The sequence below is a fragment of the Microbacterium sp. Be9 genome, assembly GCF_011754135.1.
Taxonomy (GTDB): domain Bacteria; phylum Actinomycetota; class Actinomycetes; order Actinomycetales; family Microbacteriaceae; genus Microbacterium; species Microbacterium maritypicum_A.
The window spans coordinates 121,971-141,271 of record NZ_WNWT01000008.1 but is presented as its reverse complement, the minus strand read 5'-3'; the positions used below and the strand labels follow the sequence as shown (position 1 = coordinate 141,271).

Below are 19,301 nucleotides of genomic sequence, written 5' to 3'. Positions count from 1 at the left end.
GTTCACACAACAGGAACAAACGGGCAACGATGAGCGTCCGAAGACCTTCTCGTAATCCTCGTGATCGAGAGGTTGCCCATGTCTTCCGTCCCAGCATTTCTCGCGCTGCGCGGACGGCGTCCAGCGAATCGGACTTCGCGCTATCCTTCGATGCGAGCGTGGACGGGTGATCGAACTCGATGACGAACTCGCCCTTCTCCGGCGAGCGTCGCGGCAAGACCCGCGCCGTAGCTTCCCGTGGATTCGATCGCCCATGCCCTCCTTTCAACGCTCGTGAACCCCTTCGCCCATCGCTTGCCCGTATCCACGCCGTGTTGCCGGGAACGTCTCCGATGCCAGCTCACCTTGAGTGGTCACGCTCACCACGGCCGCAGTCACTCGATCGCGGTCCGGGTCAACGCCGATCACATGATCGACAAGCTCTGCAAGAACAACCATTTCCTCACCTCTTCCTCGCGGTTGATTCCACCACCGGAGAGAACGAGGCAGGACTGTGATGAGTCACCCGCAGGGACAAGCTCCTAATCAAGCCATCTGAAGTCGGCAGTGCAGCCGGCGGACATATCTCCAAATGAGGACACCGGATGGGGCGGTCATTCTGCGGGTCACGCCAGCCAACACCACCTTGCCGCGCAGCATGCCGAAAGTCTCACAATCGTTCTTCGCCCTGCTGCAGAAGAACGTCCTCGACCGCCGCTCCTGGACCACCCGCGAGCAGCTGCACATCGGCGTCGCCACCTGGATCGAATGGACCTACCACCGACGCCGTCGACAGGCCCGCCTGGGCCGTTTGACGCCCATCGAGTTCGAGACCATCATGAACACAACCGTCGCACTGGCGGCGTGACTTTACTTGTCACCTATCCGTGCAGCAGTCCCACGCGGCTCCGATGGCCAAGGCAAGGGAGCCCCACAAGCGGGACGACGACGCGACGGCCACCGACCGGAGAGGCGGCCTCCAAGTGAATCTCGAGCCAGCCCTGACCGAAACGAAGACTCACCGCGCACCTCGGCCGCAAGCCCGGAGGATTCTCACAACCAGAGGATCCTCACGACCAGAGGTGGCGTAGCCGTCCGTGAATATCTCTCCCCCGCCGGCCAGCCGATCCATGCACGGGCCCTTCCCCCGATAGCGCACCGTACGCGCCGACGACCACATACCCGAGGTCGTCCCCTGTAGATAACGACACTGTTCGGCCTGTTCACAGATGCATCCACCTACAAAGCAACAATGGGCGTCGCAAAACCCGGCATCTCAACCCTTCAAGGGCACTACGCGCCAGTTTGGCACGGGGACTCCGCCAGCAGGTGCAGAGCTGATGTAGACGCCGCCGTCGCGATTCGACGGGGTATCTCTTCCCGCACGAGCGGTGGTGATGAGCAGCTCCCCCAGCGCGCTCCCGACGAAGGCGACAGACGTCGTATGTGCAGCCGGAGTATCGACTCGGCCGACGGCCTCTCCTCCTGCAGTCAGCCTGAGCACGGCTGCGCCGCCCCACAGCGCCACCCAGACGAAGCCGTCCGAGTCCACCGCGAGTCCGTCCGGGAATCCCCCATCGACAATCCAGCTGTCCACAAGATGCGGGATGTCCCCTGTGGCATCGAGGACATCGATGCGGCACCGGAACGTGTCCACGTGGTACATCAGAGTGCCGTCCGGCGAGAAGGCAATTCCATTCGACAGGGAGATGTCCGAGCGCAGCAGTCGTAAGCGCCCATCGGGCTCAAGTCGGAAGAGCTCCCCGCCCCAGGTCTCGCCATCACGCGTGAGCGTGCCAACGACAAGGCGACCTTGCGGGTCAATCGTGGCGTCATTAAAGCGGCGGTTCGCGGGAAGAGCGCAGCGTCGTGAATCCACGACGGCGCCCGACGGGCCGAGCTGGACGAGACGATCTGCTTCCACGATGAGCATTCCGCCGTCATCGGCGGGAAGGGCAGCGCAGACCTCCCGATCGGACGAGTAGACCAGGGTGGGTTCTTTCTCATCGGAATCGTCGCCGAATCTCCACGCCCACGCAGAACGTCCATCGATATCCACCCACAGCGCTCGCTCTCGACGAGCGTCCCAAGTCGGGCCTTCCCCCAGCTGGAAGGTCCGGGTGCCGAGTCGCGCGAGCTGCCGGCTCTCCTGCGATGAATCCGGCTCAGGCAAAGCGGGCTCCGAGGCCTCCGTCGACCTCCCACGTCGCCCCTGTGACAAAGGCCGCATGATCAGAGGCGATGAACGAGACCGTGGGCGCGATGTCGGCGGGCGTGGCGACTCGGCGCAGAGCGTGCGTGCTCTCGATGCGCTCAACGGCCTCGCGCCCGATGCGGTCGAAGAGCTCCTGAACGCGCTCGCTGCGCGTCCACCCTGGACTGACCATGTTGACACGCACTCCTCGCGGGCCGTAGTCCAGAGCCAGCGAGCGCGTGAGGCCGCCGAGTCCGGCCTTGCCTGCAGCATACGGGAACGCCCCCTCCTCGGTCAGTCGAGCGTGCAGCGACCCGATGTTGACGATGCTGCCCGTTCCCGCCGCGAGCATCGACGGGAGCACCGCGCGTGAAACGAGCCATGCTGATGTGAGGTTGAGTCGCATGATGGAGTCCCACCGCTCGACGCTCATCGAGACGGCATCCTCATTCGCGTCGCCGCAGGCGTTGTTAATCAGAATCTGGATGCCGCCGTCCGCCGCAACCACGTCAGCCACCGCGTTGCCGACAGCGCTCTCGTCGGTCACATCGACGTGGAGGTAGCGGCATCTGTCCCCCATCCGCGCAGCAATCGCTTCGCCGGCTTCGTCCGCAACATCGAATATCCAGATCCGCGCGCCGTCGGCGACTCCCTGCGCGGCGATCGCCGCACCGATGCCTTGCGCGCCGCCGGTGACGATCGCGGTCTTGCCTTCCCACAGCCGCCCCGTGGGGCCGGCACCGATCGGCTCTGCAACATCCATGACCGTCTCCTCAATTCTCCACGCGTGTGGGCTGCCGCTGTCCTGCCAATGCCTCGCGTCCAGCGAAGGGCAGATCTCCCTGGCTTTCGATTTCGAGCAGTCGATTCCATTTGGCAGTACGTTCGCTGCGCATGGTGGAGCCGACCTTGATCTGTCCCGCTCCCCACCCGACGGCGAAGTCTGCGAGCCACACATCCTCAGTGTCACCCGAGCGCGCGCTGACGACGGTCTCGAAACCCGCACCGATCGCCTCGAACACTACGCGCTCCGCTCGCGAGACAGAGCCTGCCTGGTTCACTTTCACGAGCACCGCGTTCGCGGATTTCTCCTCGATCCCCCGTCGGACCCGCTCCAGGTTGGTGGCGAAGTGATCGTCCCCGAGCACCTGCGCGTGTGAAAGGCGCGCTGTCGCCGCACGCGATCCTGCCCAATCGTCCTCGCCGACGACGTCTTCGATCGAGACGATCGGATACCGCTGCGTCCATCCCGCCACGACATCGATCCACTCCTCGACACTCAGCCTGTCGCCCTGACCGGCGAGCACGATTGCGTCGCCGTCCACCAGCTGGGTCGCCGCAATGTCGAGGGCGATAGCCATCTCGTCACCGCCGAACCCTTCGGCCTCGATACCGTCGGCGAGCAGCGCGAGCACCGCCTCATTGCTGTCGAGACGTGCGGCGAGTCCGCCCTCATCCGCGACCAGCGCCGACCAGCCGCCGCGCTCATCGAGAAGTCGCGCACACGCGGCGCGCACACGCGAGACCTGCTCGATCGCCTCGGTGAATGATGACGCACCCACCGGAACGGCGAGGAAGTCCTGAACGTCCACGGCCCGGCCGGCATGCGCTCCACCCGAGAGGATGTTCACCATCGGCATCGGGATGCTCGGGCGCCGAGGCCCCTGCAGTGTCGACCACAACGGAGCATTCTCCGACGCGGCGTGCGCGACGGTGACGGCCAGCGAGACGGCGAGCGCCGCATTGGATCCGAACCGTCCGAGGTTCTGCGTGCCGTCATGGGCCGCGACCGCCGCGTCGATGGCGACCCGGTCGCTCACCCGGCGTCCTTGGATGAGCTCTGCATACTCAGCGTTGACAGCGTTGACGGCCCCGGATACTCCCCACCCTCCGTAGCGTGCACCTCCGTCACGCTGCTCGAGCGCTTCATGGCGTCCCGTGGATGCCCCCGAGGGCACCACTGCGCGGCCGCGGGCCCCGTTGGCCAACGTGAGCGAGCAGGCGACGGTGGGCCGGCCGCGCGAATCCAGCGCCTCCCAGGCGTGGGTGCGCACGATGCGGTCGTCGGTCATGACAACTCCTCTTATCTCAGGGTCCACGCGGCATTGAAAGTGTCGGGGGCCTTCGTGAGCAGGGTCCGTCCCAACGCGTGGGCACGGTTTCGCTGTTCTGCGTCGAGGTACTCGGCGGGCGACTTCCCATCGACCCGCGCCAGAAGGAGGCATCCGATCTGACGCGAGAGATGTGCCACGTCGGGGAAGGTCGAGTCACGCGTGTAGGCGTCGACGAACGCTCGCGATGCGTCCTCGAACCGCCCGCGCCACTGCGGGAACCGGAGCGCCTTCAGCAGCAGGTGCGTCTCGAGGAAGGCGACATCAAACGTCGGATCGCCGAGGTGAGCGACCTCGAAGTCGATGACCCATGCCCCTGCCGCGCCGACCAGGACGTTCTTCGGCGAGAAGTCACCGTGCACGAGGCACTCTCGGGTGCCCGACATCCGTGCGACCACAGCATCGATCTGAGGCGCCAAATCGGGGTTCCGTTCGGCCGCCGTGCGGTGATACGGAGACAGCCGGAGAACCTCGAACGTCTCGGTGTCGGCGATGATTTCTGCGCTCAGCCCCGCGCCCCCTGACGTGGCGATGTGCATTCGTCGCAGCACCTCGCCGAGACGCGAGGCCACCGCAGCGTCGACGGATCCGCCCATCAGCTGGCTCTTCCAGTCCGACCAGTCGTCCGGAGCGCGCTCGATGGTCATGGTGAGCGCGTCGGGATCGACGTCGACCACCGTCGGGGCTACCGAGGGGTTGATCGTGGCCAGCACGCGCAGCCCCTCGGCTTCACGGAGCACACGCTCTCGCGGGGCGTACCATGCCTCGGCGACGGCGAGCTTCGGGCGCGCCTGCTTGAGCACCAGACTGTGGCGGAGGTCCGTCACCGAGATGACGACATTGCTGACCCCGCCGCCCAAGAGGTGAGCTGTCGTCGACGCGGCATCGACGACCCCCCGCTCGGCGAGGTACGGAATGACAGTGCGCTCGTCGAGGAGCGTGTCGCTGTTGCTCAATAGGTCGCCCGCCCGCCGCTCAGGTCGAACGTGAAACCGGTCGTGAACCCGGCAGCCGGCGACGCGATGAAGGCGAGCATCTCGGCAACCTCGTGCAGCTCGCCTGTCCTGCCCATCGGGATCTTCTCGAGCATGTAGTTGACGACCGACTCGGGCTGACTGTCGAGGAACGGCGTGCGAATCACAGCCGGGGCTACTGCATTCACCGTGATCCCCGACCGGCTGTACTCCTTGCCCTGTGCCTTGACCAGTCCGATGAGGCCGGCCTTGCTCGCCGAGTAGCCGATCATCTGCGGGTTGCCCTCCTTGCCGGCAATGGAGGCGACGTGCACGATTCGCCCGTAGCCCCGCTCGAGGAAGTGCGGGATCACGACGCGCGCGATCGTCAGCCCCGGTGTGAGGTTCACAGCAAGGGTGCGCTCGAACTCTGCGATCCCGACCTCGTGGCTGGGCCTGCCGAGCGGCCCCTGGATGCCGGCCGAGTTGATCACCGCGTGCACGACACCGTGACGAGAGACCGCGGATTCGAATGCGCGGGTGAGGGATGCTTCGTCCGTGACATCGCACGCGGCCGCTGCGGCCGCGCCCCCGGCATCCCGCACCGCCTGCGCGGCGATATCGGCTGCATCGCCGTCGCGATCTGCGATGGTGACATCGACCCCGCGACGCGCGAGAAGCTCTGCCGTGGCTCGACCGATGCCCGCAGCGCCGCCGATCACCATCGCGGCATATCCCTCGGGGAATTGCTCGACGGCCACTGAGCGCGTCATGAACGTGCCTCGCGGTCGTGTGCGACGAAACGATGCCGCTGGGTGCCCAGTCCGGTGATCGAGACCTCGACCACGTCCCCTGCCGACAGGAACTTCCCCGGCGTGAAGCCCGAGCCCACTCCCTGCGGCGTGCCGGTGTTGATGACATCGCCCGGAAGGAGAGTCATGAACTGGCTGATGTACCAGACCAGGTAGTCCACATCGAAGATCATGTCCGCGGTCGAGGAGTTCTGCCGAACCTCGCCGTTGACGAGCAGAGAAAGGTCGAGCTGCTGAGGATCCGCCACCTCGTTCGCCGTGGCGATCCAGGGTCCTAGTGGGTTGAAGGTCGCACAGTTCTTTCCCTTGTCCCACTGCCCGCCCCTCTCCAACTGAAAGTGGCGTTCCGACACATCGTCCGAGATCGCATAGCCGAGAACGTGGCCTCGGGCCTGCTCCGGCGAGGACAGGTATTCGGCCTTCCGGCCGATCACCACGGCGAGTTCGACCTCGTAATCGGTCTTCTCACTGCCGAGCGGGATCACCACAGCATCGTGCGGACCCTGCACCGTGTACGGCGCTTTCATGAACAGAATGGGCTCGTCGGGGATCGGCATCCCCGCTTCCGCAGCGTGCTGACGGTAGTTCAGACCGACGCAAACGACCTTACCCGGGTGCGCCAACGGGGATCCGATCCGCACGTCGGTCAGATCGATGTCCGGGGTTCCCGCCGAAAGTGCGTCCTCGATGAGGCGCATTCCCTCGAGGGTGCAGGGATCCGCACCCTCGAGGATCACCGAGCGCACATCGAGCCCCGTGACGCCATCGTGGCTCGCCACCTCGATCTCCTGCCCGGGTTCTCCCACACGAAGGAATTTCATCGTCCACTCCTCGGCTCAACAAGCACGTTTCGAATGCAAGTTATCATATACCTCAGCTCCGCAAACAGGCCTCTATTCCCCGTATTCGCTGCTTGTGCACCTTTGGTATCTGATACCTTTACTGCAAACAGGGAGGTTCAGATGAAGATCGCCCGGATCGAGACGTTCCTGGTGCCGCCGCGCTGGCTGTTCGTACGCGTGGAGACCGACGAGGGCCTGGTCGGCTGGGGTGAACCCGTTGTCGAGGGCCGCGCACGTACGGTGAAGGCCGCCGTCGAAGAGCTCGCGGCCCCGCTCATCGGGCGTGACTCGAGCCGCATCGAGGACATCTGGCAAGAGCTCACGCGAGCCGGCTTCTACCGCGGTGGCGCAGTGTTCTCCAGCGCCATCGCAGGACTCGACCAGGCTCTCTGGGATATCGCCGGCAAGCGCCTGGGCGTCCCGATTTATCAGCTGCTCGGCGGTGCTGTGCGCGACCGCGCACGCGTCTACGCCTGGATCGCGGGAGACCGCCCCGGCGACATCGCCGCCGAGGCGCAGATCCGACGCGAACAGGGGTTCGACTGCGTAAAGATGAACGCATCCGCCGAGCTGACTACGATCCCGTCTGCGGGCGATCTCCGCTCCGTTGTCACGCGCGCAGAGGCGGTACGCGATGCCGTGGGCGATGACGACTTCGCCCTCGACTTCCACGGCCGGTTCTCGCCCGCGATGTCGCGTCGAACGCTTCCCCTGCTGGAGCCGTTGAATCCGCTGTTCGTCGAGGAGCCGGTGGTTCCCGAGCTCGCCGCGGCGAATCTGGCTCGGATTGTGGAATCGACGACAGTTCCGATCGCCACCGGCGAGCGCGCGTACTCGCGCTGGGACTTCGTCCCCCTGTTGGCGTCGGGAATCGCCGTGGCTCAGCCGGATGTCTCCCACTGCGGCGGGATCTCAGAGATGCGACGCATCGCCGCGCAGGCCGAGACCTCTGGGGTCGCACTGGCCCCGCACTGCCCGCTCGGTCCGATCGCCCTGGCATCGTGCCTGCAGGTTGACTTCGCGGCGCCGAACTTCCTGATCCAGGAGCAGAGCCGTGGCATTCACTACAACGACGACTGGGACGTTCTCGACTATGTGCTCGATGGCTCGGTCTTCGACGTGGTGGCCGGCTCGATCGAGCGCCCCACGCGTCCAGGCCTCGGAATCGAGATCGACGACGCAGCTGTTCGCGAGGCGGCCAAGCGCGGTCACGACTGGCACGCGCCGGTGTGGCGGCATCGTGACGGAAGCCTCGCCGAGTGGTGAGCTGATGCCTCCGACGACATTCGTGAACCGTGAGATCACCAGGGAAGATAAGCTCCTCGCTATGGTCGCCAGCGTACCCTCGGAACCTCACGCTGATCCGCATGATCTCGGCACTGTCTCGTCCGGTGCCCGCTCGGACGAGACCGCGCTGGCCTATGCCATGCGAGAACTGGAGGAGCTGATCGTCGGCCAAGCCGAGGCAGGTGATCAGCTGCCAGCAGAGGCGTCGCTGGCGGAATCGCTCGGCGTCAGCCGCCTCACGGTCCGCGAGGCACTCAAGGTTCTGGCCGGCCAAGGTCTCGTTGAACTCAGCCGCGGACGACGACCCACCGTCCGTCAACCCGACAGCAGCGTGATGTCGCGCTTCTTGAGCGTTGCCATCCGACGCGACTCACGTTCTGTGCTCGAGCTTCTCAACGTCCGCCGCTCACTCGAGGTGCTGTCGGCCTCCGAGGCTGCGAAGCACGCCAGCAGGGCGGCGCTGAGTGCGATGAGCTCGGCGCTCGGCGAGATGCAGCGCTCTGCGGACGGGCTGGACGGATCAACTGAGAGCATTGCCCGATACAACACCGCCGATGTCGAGTTCCATGAAGCTCTGGCCCTGGCCAGCGGCAATCGCATGCTCTCCCTGCTCCTCGAAAGCCTGGCGTCGTCGCTGCACCACAGCTTCACGCAGAGCTTCTATGGGTTCGTCGCCGCAGGCGGAGATGTCCAGGATGCCGTGGAGGAGCACCGCCACGTTTTCGAGCTCGTCTCTGCTGGGGATAGTGCGGGCGCGGAGAAAGCCATGAAACGGCATCTCGAACGCACCGCTCGTGACCTGCAGCTCACGCTGAACGGGTCGGGGCCCGCGAGGTAGTCTCCTACTTCGCTCAGCCCGCTTGATGCGGGCGCCCTTCTTCTTCGATTTAAAGAAAACCGGTTACATGATGTCTTTAGCAGATACGCCAGCTTCCCCACCGAGCATTCTGGGCACGCGCCAACCCGCTTTCGGCAGAGTCGCTCCCGCGCGCTCGCATCTGACCAGCGACGCGGAGCAGGTCGATCTCAACGGAGAGTGGTGGTTCCGCCTCACTCCACGAGCCACGGCGCCCCTTGACTTCATCTCCCCCGATGATCCGGCTCCGGCAGCGGGACGGATCACCGTGCCTTCGCATTGGGTGCTGCCGGGGGGCGGCGATCGAGGAGCTCCCATCTACACCAACATCCAGCTGCCGATTCCGCTCGACCCCCCATTCGTTCCCGATGAGAATCCGACCGGTGACTATCGTCGCGAGTTCGAACTGGCCTCATGGTCGCCTGCGCGCACATTGCTGCGCTTCGACGGGGTGGAGTCCGCCTTCGTCATCTGGTTGAACGGAGTCGAAGTCGGTGGCAGCACCGGAAGTCGACTGGTACGGGAGTTCGACGTCACGGGATTGCTCCGGCCCGGGCGAAACGTGCTCGCGGTGCGCGTGCATCAGTGGTCTGCAGGGACCTACCTCGAGGATCAGGATCAGTGGTGGCTCCCCGGAATCTTCCGTGATGTAGCACTGCTGGCTCGCCCAACGGGCTGCCTGGATGATGTGTGGCTCCACGCCGACTTCGACCCGGCGAGCGAAGAAGGCACGCTCGGGTTGCAGGTGGACGCGGGCGAGAACTCGTTCCCGATCACCGTCAGCGTCCCCGAGCTCGGCATCGAGCACACGTTTGCAGATCGCACGGCGCTGGACGCCAGTCCCCCGTTGAGCGTAGGGACGGTTCACGCGTGGTCAGCCGAGACGCCACGACTCTACGCCGCAACGGTGGCCGCAGCCGGCGAGACCGTGTCCCTGCGCGTGGGCTTCCGCCGCGTACGCATCGATGGCGACCGCTTCCTCGTCAATGGCCGGGCGGTGACCTTTCGTGGAGTGAACCGCCACGAGTTCCACCATCGAACCGGACGCGTCTTCGACGAAGCAGCGGTACGAGCGGATCTGCTGACGATGAAGCGCCACAACGTCAATGCGATTCGCACCAGTCACTATCCCCCCCACCCTCGCACGCTGGATCTCTGCGACGAGCTCGGGCTATGGGTGGTTCTCGAGTGCGACCTCGAGACACACGAGTTCTTCTTCGTCGACTGGGTGGGGAACCCCAGTGATGACCCGATGTGGCGTGGCGCATACCTCGACCGCATGCAACGCACCGTCGAGCGAGACAAGAACCATCCGTCGATCGTCATGTGGTCTCTCGGCAACGAATCCGGCACCGGACAGAACCTCGCAGCGATGGCATCGTGGACGAAGCGGCGTGATCCGAGCAGGCCCGTTCACTACGAAGGCGACTATACGGGGGCATACACCGACGTGTACTCGCGCATGTACCCGACCCCCGTCGAGCTGGCGATCATCGCTGCCGATGAGGGAGATGTCTTCGCGTGTGCACCGGCGGAGGCTGCGCGTGTGAGGTCGCGGCCCATGGTGATGTGCGAGTACGGCGCCGCGCTCGGGACAGGACCTGGCGGGCTCGACTGGTACGACGAAACCGTGGAGGCCAGCCCGCGCCTGCACGGCGGGTTCATCTGGGAGTGGCGCGACCACGGGCTCGCGGTAGATGACCCGACCCACGGCACATACTTCGCCTATGGCGGCGACTTCGGCGAGCAGGTACACGATGGCAACTTCGTCATCGACGGCCTCGTGCTCTCCGACGGGACGCCGACGGCCGGACTCGTGGAGTTCGCTGCGGTCTCGGCACCGCTTCGGTTCACGCGCGACGGCGACAATATTCATGTTCACAATCGTGCGCATTCGCAAAGTGCCGCGGTGTACGTCGTGACGATCGCAGTATACGGACATGATGGCTCCATCGCCCGGGCTGAGCTGCCGACCGATGCTCTTCGGCCGGGCCACAAGATGAGCGTTGCCATCCCACCTCACATCCGGAAGGCAGAGGTCACCAACGCCGGCGCATGGATCAGCGTCACTGCGGCGCTTCGCCGGGACGCCCCGTGGGCGCCCACCGGCCACATCGTTGCTCGCGCCGACTTCGAGAAGGCACCCAGCGTGGCACTCCCCCAGCCCGTGGCACCCGGCGCTTCAGTGACCGTCCTCGAGGAGCTGTCCTTCAACGCCGCAAACTTCGATCCCGCGACAGGTTCGCTTCGCACTCTGCTGGGGATTGCCGTCGACGGGCCGTTCCTCGAGCTGTGGCGCGCGCCCACCGACAACGATCGCGGCAAGGGGGCCGGCTCTTATGAGCTAGGTGCTCCCGGATCGACGCACCGCGGACTCGGGCACGTGCCCGCAGACTCCTCGGAACAACGTTGGCGTCAGCGCGGACTCGACCGGCTTCGCCATCGCGTCACCAGCATCGAGTGCGGCGCGGTCACGCTGAGGGTGGACACCGTCGTCGCGGCCGCGGACAAGGCGGCTCAGCTGCGGGTGAGCTATGAGTGGCACGCCCTGGATTCAGCGAGCCCTCTTCTCCTGGTCGATGTCGCCCCGGATGCCAAATGGGACTCGACCTGGCCCCGGGTCGGTGTGCACTTCACGGTTCCTTCGACATTCGACCATGTGGCTTGGTTGGGCGACGGGCCAGGAGAGAGCTATCCGGACATGGCTCTCGGGGCATGGCTCGGATCTCACACCGGCCATATCGATGCGATGAACACGATGCACGCCCGGCCGCAGGAGTCCGGTCACCGCGCGAACGTTCGCTACCTCAAGATGCTCGACGCAGACGGCCGCGGGCTGAGGATCACCTCGGGCCCCCGGGGGCAAATCGGCCACCCGGGCTTCGTGTACTCACGCTGGTCCGCTGAGGAGATCGACGCGGCGCAGCATCCGTATGACCTCCCCGAATCATCTCGCAATCACCTCTATCTCGATGATGCGGTGCACGGTCTCGGCTCTCGGGCGTGCGGTCCCGATGTCGAGCCGCGACATGCGCTGTGGCCGTCGGCGCGGACGTTCTCTTTCCAGTTCGAGGCGATCTGAGCGGACTACTCGCGGCCGACGGTCGAGGTCTCCGAACCGTCCGACTCCGCTGCCGCGCCCGCCGCGCCCGCCGCGTCTGACGCGATCCCCTGATCGGGCACGGTCACGTCGAGGACGGGAAGAGCCGTCGACCGCGAGTTCTTCGGCATCATCGCCGCTGGGAGCGCGGGACGCAATCTGCCTGAAGCCGCCGACTGCAGATCGGAGGATGGTCGTGTCGTGGGCGAATCCGCCTCGAGCAGCGCTGCACGGATGATGCGTCGAGGGTCATACTGCCGTGGATCGAGAGAGCGCCAGTCGACGTCGTCGAAGTCGGATCCAAGCTCGCCTTTGGCGCGATCGGCGAAATTTCGCACCAGATCCCGCCCCTCTCGAATCCACTTTCTGACCGACTCCGCGTATGCCGGGAGCCGCTCGGGTCCGATGATGAGCGCCACGAGGAGGGCGATGAGAAGCAGTTTCTCGATGGTGAGTCCGAAGTACATGATCGTCTCCTAGTCGGCAACGTCGCCCTGCGCGATCGCGGCGCCGGCGCCCGGCGAGCGCTCGAGGCTGCGACGGCTGCGGCGCTCTAGGAGCACCGTCACGAACCATGCGCCGAAATACAGCGTGGTGATCGCCGCCATGAGGAGCAGCATCGAGATGATATCCGCAGCCGGCGTCGCAAGAGCTGAGAAAACGGCGGCTGCGACCATTGCGACGCGCCACCCGCGGAGCAGTCCTTGGGAACTGACCAGGCCGGAGAGATTGAGCATTACGAGGAACACCGGCACCGAGAACGCGACCCCTACAGCCAGCATCAGCTTGAGAACGAAGTCGTAGTAGTACGCCGACTGCAGTAACAGTGCACTCCCCTCAGGAACGAAGGAAGCCAGCAATGTGATCGTGTGCGGGGCGATCAGCACCCCTGTGGCGCACCCCACAATGAATAGAGGAATCGCTGAGAACACAAATCCGAGTGTCCATCGCACCTCGCGTCGAGTGAGACCGGGAACGAGAAACAGCCAGATCTGCAACAGCCATATTGGACAAGCAACGATGGCGCCGACCGCGATGGCGATGCGAAGCCGAAGATCGAAAGCGGCCGTCACTGTGGTGAACGTCAGCGCGGTCAGAGAATCACCCTGCTTCGCGGCGATGTCGCGGATCGGGGACGCTAGGAAGTGAATGATCGGATCCGTCAGCGCGAAGGCAGCGACGGCGGCAACCAGCAGCGCGATGAAGGAGATGAACAGTCTGCGACGCAGCTCCGCGAGGTGGGCCGCGAGGCGCATCGTCCCCTTGCTTCGGTCACCCTGGCCCCGGCGCTGCCGCACGAGAGTCACCACGACTGAACCCGCTACGCAGTCGGCCGAGGGCCGGCGGCCCGCGGCGCCGCCACAGGCGCGTTGTCGTGCTGCTGTGACGTCTCTGCGACATCCGTGCTCGCCTGATCTTCCGCTCGCGACTCGCGAATCTCGCCCTTCAGGATGCGAGCGGACTGGCCCACGCTCTTGGCCAGTGCGGGCAGCTTGGCCGCACCGAAGAGAAGAAGAATGACGACGAGAAGGATGATCATGTGCCACCCGGTCAGGTTTGCGAACATCGAAGTGCTCCTTTGCTGTGCGCCCCGCTCCTGTGCGGCGGGCGGACGATGTGATCTGAGTGTAGATCGGGATCTGGATCTGCGCAACCGGTTTTCTAGATTGAGATGGCCCTGGGCACACCGTCGGATGAGCTGCGTCCTGAACAAGCTCAGGTAGAAGGCGTACAGCAATGGGGCGATGCACACCAGCGCAAACACGATGAGAAATGGTGCGAGAAACCCGAGTCCGGCTCGAGCCTGGGAGCGCTCGATTCGCCCGCGTCCACGTCGCGAAGGCGGCTCACGGCGAGTCGTTGCTGGCCCACGCGGGGGCGATTGGTGAGTTGTCGACATTGACCATCCCACCGTTAAACCGATTTCTCAAACGTATCGGATGCCCATGAGGCCGTCGCTCCGCCTAACGAGCGGCGTCGCGAGGACTTCTTCGACGGTGTCAGCGCGTGATCGTGTAGGCGAGTGTGTACGTCCCCGGGCCGATCTCGTACTCCTCGTGCGGCTCAGGACCGCATGCGCCGTTGCCCAGGCCGCGGTGGGCGGCATCCAAGCTCAAGATCAGATGAGGATGCTCGGTGAGTTCCGTTTCGTGCGAGGAGTTATACAACTCTTCCGCGGTATGTCGAACCGCCGAGAACGAGAACGGCTCCCCTGAAGTCTCGATCCGCAGCCGATCTCCCTTGGCTGGGTCGATCAGTTCGACCCAGCGGACGTCTGTACGCAATCCGTACTCCTGAGGAACGAGGTAGGGCTGAGAGTCGATGCCGGCTTCCCAGAGGCCGATCATGCTCCCGCGCTTGCGGTCCACGTAGTTTTCTCCCGGCCCTCGGCCGAACCAGCGCATCCTGGTGAATCGAGCGTCGATCTCGTATCGGACCCCCACGCGAGGCAGTCCCGCCAGGTCGTTGGGGATCGTGAAGGTATGCGATTCGTGGCCGGGCTGGACCTCGCGGTCGTACTCGATGAGGTCCGTCGGTGCCATGCTGTCGATCCCCTGTTGCAGCCACTTGTGCAGCCGCTGGCTGCCCTTGGATTCGGCGGCCGCCCACTCGAGCATGAGCTTGAATCCATCGTTGTCCACAGCCGCCCGCCACAGCTGCGGCACAGGGCCCGCAACGATGGCTCCGTCAGCGACGGGTGCGCCTGTCGACCGGCCGTCGATCGGGCTGTCGACGATGTACTGGTCCCAGGCGACGAGATGGTCCGCCTCAGCGAACCACCTCGCGTCGCGCAGGTACCAGCGGACGGTCAGCACGCCCCCGAGGTCTTGCGGAAGAGCGATGGGGAGAGGGACGCTCCGATGCTCACCGGGTGGCACATCGACGCCCTCCAGGTCACCGGAAATCTCTGTGTCGCCGTCGGTGAAAACCCAGCGTGCATGCAGGTCGTCCAGGGATGCGAATGACCGACGGTTCTCTACGAAGAGCTGGCCGTCCTCGACCCATGTCGCCACGGGGCGATAGACCCACGACACCTCTGTCATAGCGGGATGAGGCGTCAGCTCAGAGGACACCAGTCCATCCGCGATGAAGTTTCCGTCATGGGGGTTGTCGCCGAACATGCCTCCGTAGTGCAGCCGACGATCGGCGGCGTCAGGATGCCGGAGCCCATGGTCTTTCCACTCCCAGATGAAGCCTCCCTGCAGCCCGGGGTAGGAGTGGATCACGTCCCAGTAATCGGCGAGCGAGCCATTCGCGTTGCCCATCGCGTGGCTGTACTCGCACATGATGAACGGCCTGTCTGCGCGGCCGTCCGCCACAGCGCGACCGTAATCGGCCACCTCGGGGATGGTGGGATACATCGGGCACACCACATCCGTCGCTTGACGACCGCCGTCGATCCACCCCTGCGTACGAATCGCATCCTCGTAGTGGAGCGGTCTGGTCGGCTCTGAGCGGCGCACCCAGGCAGCCGCAGCGTCGTGATTGGCTCCATAGCCGGACTCGTTCCCGAGGCTCCATATGATGACGCTGGGGTGATTCCTGTCACGCTGCACCATGCGCGCGACGCGCTCCACCCACGCTTCTCGATACTCCGGACGGTCACACACGTGCCAGTTGTAGGCGTGCGACTCGATGTCCGCCTCGTCGACGACATAGAAGCCCAGCTCGTCGCACAGGTCCAGGAACTCCGGCCGGTTCGGGTAGTGCGCGGTCCGGATCGCGGTGATGTTGTGGCGACGCATCTGCACGAGGTCCGCGCGCATGTCATCCACGGTGACCGCGGTTCCGCGATCGGGGTGGTGGTCATGTCGGTTCACGCCGTGGATCCAGACCCGCTGGCCGTTGACGAGCAGATCAGGGCCGTCAATGACGACTCTCCGAAAGCCCACGCGCTGAGTGACGGTGTCGACGACGTCACCCTCGGGGTTCAGGAGATCGATCACGCAGGTGTAAAGCGTCGGGCTCTCGGCGCTCCAGGGCTCGACAGCGAGCGCGTCGAGACTGACGGTGCCGCCGACATCGGTGAACTGATAGGTGGTCGTGTGATCGACATCCACGGGAGCTGTTGCGGGATGCGCGACAGCAACGGAGGTGGCCGCGTCACGGATTGTTGCGCGCAGCGACCATCCCGCCTCCAGCCTTTCCAGAGCCGCGACGGCACGTACGTGCAGCGACCCGGTGCCCGCCGTGGGATCCCAATCGGCTTCCACTCGCACGTCTTCGAGGCGATCAGCAGGTCTGATCATCAGGTGCACTGGGCGGTGGAGCCCGGCCATCCACCACGCATCCTGATCTTCGATGTAGCTGTGCGCGCTGAAGCGGACCACGACGATAGCGAGCTCGTTCTCACCATCGCGAACCTGGTCGGTGACGTCATACACGCTGTCGAGGCGAGCATCCGTTCCGTACCCGATGAACTGGCCATTGAGGTAGACGACGTGCACGCTATCGGCCCCGCCGACACAGATCCGGATGCACGAACTGTCCGCGCGCTCCGGCGCCACGAACGAACGACGGTAGACACCAGTCGGATTGCGCGCCGGCAGGATCGGTGGCGGCCCGTCGAAGGGCATGACGATGTTCGTGTAGTGAGGGAGGTCGCCGACACCCTGCAAGGTCCAGTTGCCCGGCACCGCGACCTCGTGCCATCCGACGGCGTCCGTGTCGCCATTCAGCGCATCGACCGGAACGTCGTCCGGCGTATCGAACAAGCGGAAGGACCACGTGCCATCCAGCGTGATGTCGCTCGCCTCAACGCCGCGGGTCGTCATAGGGAGCCGCCCGATAGCCGTCTGTGTGGGGTCTGTCCAGGGTCGGAAAGGGCCGACGACAGGAAGCATGCTTGTCCTCAATCTTGGGTGCGCCGACGGAGCCGAGGCGCGGAGAGCGTCGGCTCCGTCGAAGCGGTGGGGGTTCGGTGCCGATGTGCGGTGCTGCGGTCAGGCCGCGTCGAGAGCGGTCAGGCCGGTGAAGTCGAGCTCCACGCCGTGGCCAGGTCGATCAGGAGCTGTAGCGAAACCATCGGTGATCTGCATGGGTTGAGCGATGAACTCGTCCAAACCGAAGCCATGGGCTTCCATGAACGTGCGATGCGGCGCCGCGGCGAGCGAGTGAATCGTCAAGTCGTGCACACCGTGCGACGTGAGGCTGAGATTGTGTGCTTCGGCCAGCGCCGCGACCTTGCGGAACCCGGTGTATCCGCCGATGTTGCTGACGTCGGGCTCCGGCAGCGTCAGCGCGGAGCGTTCGATCGCCTGAGCGAAGTCGTAGATCGTGTGCAGGTTCTCCCCCGCCGCGATCGCGTGCTGCCCGTGCGCGACGATGCGCGCATTGCCGGCAAGGTCGTCGGGAATCGTGGGCTCCTCGATCCACGTCAGATCGAAGGGCAGGAATGCCCGCGAGGCGCGGAGGGCCTCGTCGACGTTCCACTTCATGTTGGCATCCACCATCAGTGGGAATCCGTCGCCCAAGTGCTCGCGCATCGCAGCCACGCGCGCCACATCTTCACGCAAATCCGCTCGACCGACCTTCATCTTGATCGCGCGGAACCCCTGCGCACAGAATCCGTCAGCTTGCTCGAGGAGGCGCGCGAGCGGAAACTCCAGATCGATACCGCCGGCGTACACCGGCACCCGTGGGTCGTATCCTCCGAACAGCTTCCACAGCGGCATCCGCGTCTTCACACCGAGCAGATCCCACAAGGCGATATCGACAGCCGAGATCGCAGATGTCTGGTGGCCGCCGCGACCGGCGTAGTGCAAGCACCACCACATGTCCTGCCAGAGGCGCTCGATCTGATCGGCGTCCTTCCCGATGAGACAGGTCGACAGATCCTTTTCGATCATCGTGGCGACGGCAGCACCACCGTGATTCACGGTGTACGTGTATCCGACTCCGGTGGCACCATCGCTGTCATCGATCCGGACGGTGATGAGCTCGAAGTCCATCATGACGCCGTGGGTGCTGTCGGTGAGGTGGTTCGCCAGCGGCACGCGATAAAGGTCGGTGCGCACCCGTTCGATGATGGCCATCAGCGTGCCCCGTCCGCGCGTTCGGCAAGCTTCGCCTGGAACGCCTCGTTCCCCTTCTCGGGGCTCACCCCGAGCTCGTACTTCAGCTTCTGGGTCTCGTCCGCGCGGAACGCCTTGAGGTAGCCCCACTCGCCGGTGACGTCGTGGCACAGCCCCCAGCGCAGACCGTCCAGTGGCACTTGAGTAGGTGCGTCGAATCGTAACGGACCCGCCGCGATCGGCGGATTAGGGACGTATGACTGAATCTCGAAGTTCACGCCGTCAGCGGCGAACTGGATCGTGTTTCGCTCCGGTCCATCGGTAGTGAGCAATGCCGCCACACCGCCGTCGTGCAACCACAAGCACGTCTCATGGCCGCTGTTCGTGATGGGGTTCAGCTCGGACCGCGTGTACGGTCCCTCGATGTGATCCGCAATCGCCACGCCCCACTTCGTCGAGCGTCCACCCGAGGTGAAGCGCTCCCCCATCTGCTCGCCCTTGTAGTAGAGGAAGAACTTTCCATCCAGTGGCAGCAACAGCGGGTCATGAACTTTGTGACTGTCGAAGTCGCCTCGCGAGAGCACCGCGAGGCGGTCATCCTCCTCTCCCGCCCACTCTCCGTTGGCTGCTGGCTCTAGCAGCGGCGCCGAGACTTTGGTCCACGGACCCTCTGGCCGATCCGCAGATGCCATGGCGATGGATTCGAAGCTTCGCAGCCGGTAAGGGGATTGCACTACCTGGTACACCAGGTAGTAGCGCCCTTCATGCTCGAGCACCTCTGGAGTGAATACGGAACGGTCGTCGTACTCGCCCGATGCGCCGACTCCGACGGCCCTGTCTTCTTCTACCCACTCCACGCCGTCCACGCTGGTCGCGTGCCAGATCTCAGACCAGTCCCACGGGAACACCTTGGCGCGCGGGTCGGCTGTGCCGAATCCCACGGCCTCGCCCGTCGACTTGGTGTACCAGACGTGGTAGGTACCGTCCTTCAACAGAACGCTGGAGGGGTCTCGGCGGTGAACGCCTGGCTCGGGAACGAGACCAGTGATGTCTTCCTCGGTGAAGTCGCAGAACCACTGCGGGTCTGATGAGTACGCAGCAGCTCGCTGGCTCGCGGTGCTGAGCATGGGTATGGGCATAGCTCGGATGGCCT

The 19,301-nt window shown here is 64.9% G+C and carries 16 protein-coding genes and 1 pseudogene; 4 read left to right on the top strand and 13 right to left on the bottom strand.

All coding sequences use genetic code 11. The annotated features are described in order from the left end of the window. Window positions 1-264: 264 nt before the first annotated feature. On the bottom strand, window positions 265-438 hold the full coding sequence (locus GLO27_RS19550; RefSeq protein WP_167256621.1) for a hypothetical protein: 174 nt from the start codon (window positions 436-438) through the stop codon (window positions 265-267). 214 nt (window positions 439-652) lie between these two features. Between GLO27_RS19550 and GLO27_RS19545 the strand changes: the two are divergent. Continuing rightward, window positions 653-847: pseudogene (locus GLO27_RS19545) on the top strand (IS3 family transposase); the annotation flags it as partial. Window positions 848-1,255: 408 nt separating this feature from the next. Here the strand turns inward: GLO27_RS19545 and GLO27_RS19540 are convergent. Genes GLO27_RS19540 through GLO27_RS19515 form a run of 6 tightly spaced genes read right to left on the bottom strand, consistent with a single transcriptional unit; the run spans window position 1,256 to window position 6,870 of the window. Further along, on the bottom strand, window positions 1,256-2,209 hold the full coding sequence (locus GLO27_RS19540; protein ID WP_081811624.1) for an SMP-30/gluconolactonase/LRE family protein: 954 nt from the start codon (window positions 2,207-2,209) through the stop codon (window positions 1,256-1,258). Continuing rightward, a complete protein-coding gene (locus tag GLO27_RS19535; protein WP_025104841.1) occupies window positions 2,145-2,936 on the bottom strand; it encodes an SDR family oxidoreductase in 792 nt (263 codons plus the stop codon). Before GLO27_RS19535 ends, GLO27_RS19540 begins: the two co-directional genes overlap by 65 nt. A gap of 10 nt (window positions 2,937-2,946) precedes the next feature. After that, window positions 2,947-4,245 carry a phosphopyruvate hydratase gene (gene eno / locus GLO27_RS19530; RefSeq protein ID WP_025104840.1) on the bottom strand — a complete coding sequence of 433 codons (1,299 nt, stop codon included), beginning with the start codon at window positions 4,243-4,245 and terminating at the stop codon, window positions 2,947-2,949. 11 nt (window positions 4,246-4,256) lie between these two features. Then, complete coding sequence (locus tag GLO27_RS19525; protein ID WP_025104839.1) at window positions 4,257-5,240, bottom strand: aminoglycoside phosphotransferase family protein; 984 nt, start codon at window positions 5,238-5,240, stop codon at window positions 4,257-4,259. Beyond that, window positions 5,237-6,010: an SDR family NAD(P)-dependent oxidoreductase gene (locus GLO27_RS19520; protein WP_025104838.1), complete on the bottom strand. Its 774-nt coding sequence runs from the start codon at window positions 6,008-6,010 to the stop codon at window positions 5,237-5,239. Before GLO27_RS19520 ends, GLO27_RS19525 begins: the two co-directional genes overlap by 4 nt. Beyond that, window positions 6,007-6,870, bottom strand: a complete 864-nt coding sequence (locus GLO27_RS19515; RefSeq protein ID WP_025104837.1) for a fumarylacetoacetate hydrolase family protein — start codon at window positions 6,868-6,870, stop codon at window positions 6,007-6,009. The genes GLO27_RS19520 and GLO27_RS19515 overlap by 4 nt, the downstream gene beginning before the upstream one ends. 141 nt (window positions 6,871-7,011) lie before the next feature. Here GLO27_RS19515 and dgoD point away from each other — a divergent pair, with 141 nt between their 5' ends. From dgoD to GLO27_RS19500, 3 genes are all read left to right on the top strand, one after another. After that, entirely contained in the window at window positions 7,012-8,157 is a 1,146-nt protein-coding gene (dgoD, locus tag GLO27_RS19510; RefSeq protein ID WP_025104836.1) for a galactonate dehydratase, read from the top strand. Between the two features lie 61 nt (window positions 8,158-8,218). Then, on the top strand, window positions 8,219-9,016 hold the full coding sequence (locus GLO27_RS19505) for an FCD domain-containing protein (protein WP_167256619.1): 798 nt from the start codon (window positions 8,219-8,221) through the stop codon (window positions 9,014-9,016). A 106-nt stretch (window positions 9,017-9,122) separates the two neighbouring features. After that, the gene (locus GLO27_RS19500; protein ID WP_347878420.1) at window positions 9,123-12,116 is read left to right on the top strand and encodes a glycoside hydrolase family 2 TIM barrel-domain containing protein; all 2,994 of its coding nucleotides are present in this window, start codon (window positions 9,123-9,125) and stop codon (window positions 12,114-12,116) included. A gap of 5 nt (window positions 12,117-12,121) precedes the next feature. Here GLO27_RS19500 and GLO27_RS19495 read toward each other — a convergent pair whose 3' ends face one another. The 6 genes from GLO27_RS19495 to GLO27_RS19470 all read right to left on the bottom strand — a co-directional run bounded on the left by GLO27_RS19495 (window position 12,122) and on the right by GLO27_RS19470 (window position 19,275). After that, window positions 12,122-12,601: a Sec-independent protein translocase TatB gene (locus GLO27_RS19495; protein ID WP_167256617.1), complete on the bottom strand. Its 480-nt coding sequence runs from the start codon at window positions 12,599-12,601 to the stop codon at window positions 12,122-12,124. 9 nt (window positions 12,602-12,610) lie between these two features. Continuing rightward, complete coding sequence (gene tatC, locus GLO27_RS19490; RefSeq protein ID WP_167256638.1) at window positions 12,611-13,390, bottom strand: twin-arginine translocase subunit TatC; 780 nt, start codon at window positions 13,388-13,390, stop codon at window positions 12,611-12,613. A gap of 65 nt (window positions 13,391-13,455) precedes the next feature. Then, window positions 13,456-13,701 carry a Sec-independent protein translocase subunit TatA gene (gene tatA, locus GLO27_RS19485; protein ID WP_025104831.1) on the bottom strand — a complete coding sequence of 82 codons (246 nt, stop codon included), beginning with the start codon at window positions 13,699-13,701 and terminating at the stop codon, window positions 13,456-13,458. A gap of 433 nt (window positions 13,702-14,134) precedes the next feature. After that, complete coding sequence (locus GLO27_RS19480; protein WP_243844964.1) at window positions 14,135-16,909, bottom strand: glycoside hydrolase family 2 TIM barrel-domain containing protein; 2,775 nt, start codon at window positions 16,907-16,909, stop codon at window positions 14,135-14,137. A 168-nt stretch (window positions 16,910-17,077) separates the two neighbouring features. Continuing rightward, the gene (locus GLO27_RS19475; RefSeq protein ID WP_045262157.1) at window positions 17,078-18,169 is read right to left on the bottom strand and encodes a mandelate racemase/muconate lactonizing enzyme family protein; all 1,092 of its coding nucleotides are present in this window, start codon (window positions 18,167-18,169) and stop codon (window positions 17,078-17,080) included. Beyond that, window positions 18,169-19,275 carry a glycosyl hydrolase gene (locus tag GLO27_RS19470; protein WP_243844963.1) on the bottom strand — a complete coding sequence of 369 codons (1,107 nt, stop codon included), beginning with the start codon at window positions 19,273-19,275 and terminating at the stop codon, window positions 18,169-18,171. Before GLO27_RS19470 ends, GLO27_RS19475 begins: the two co-directional genes overlap by 1 nt. Window positions 19,276-19,301: the final 26 nt, after the last annotated feature.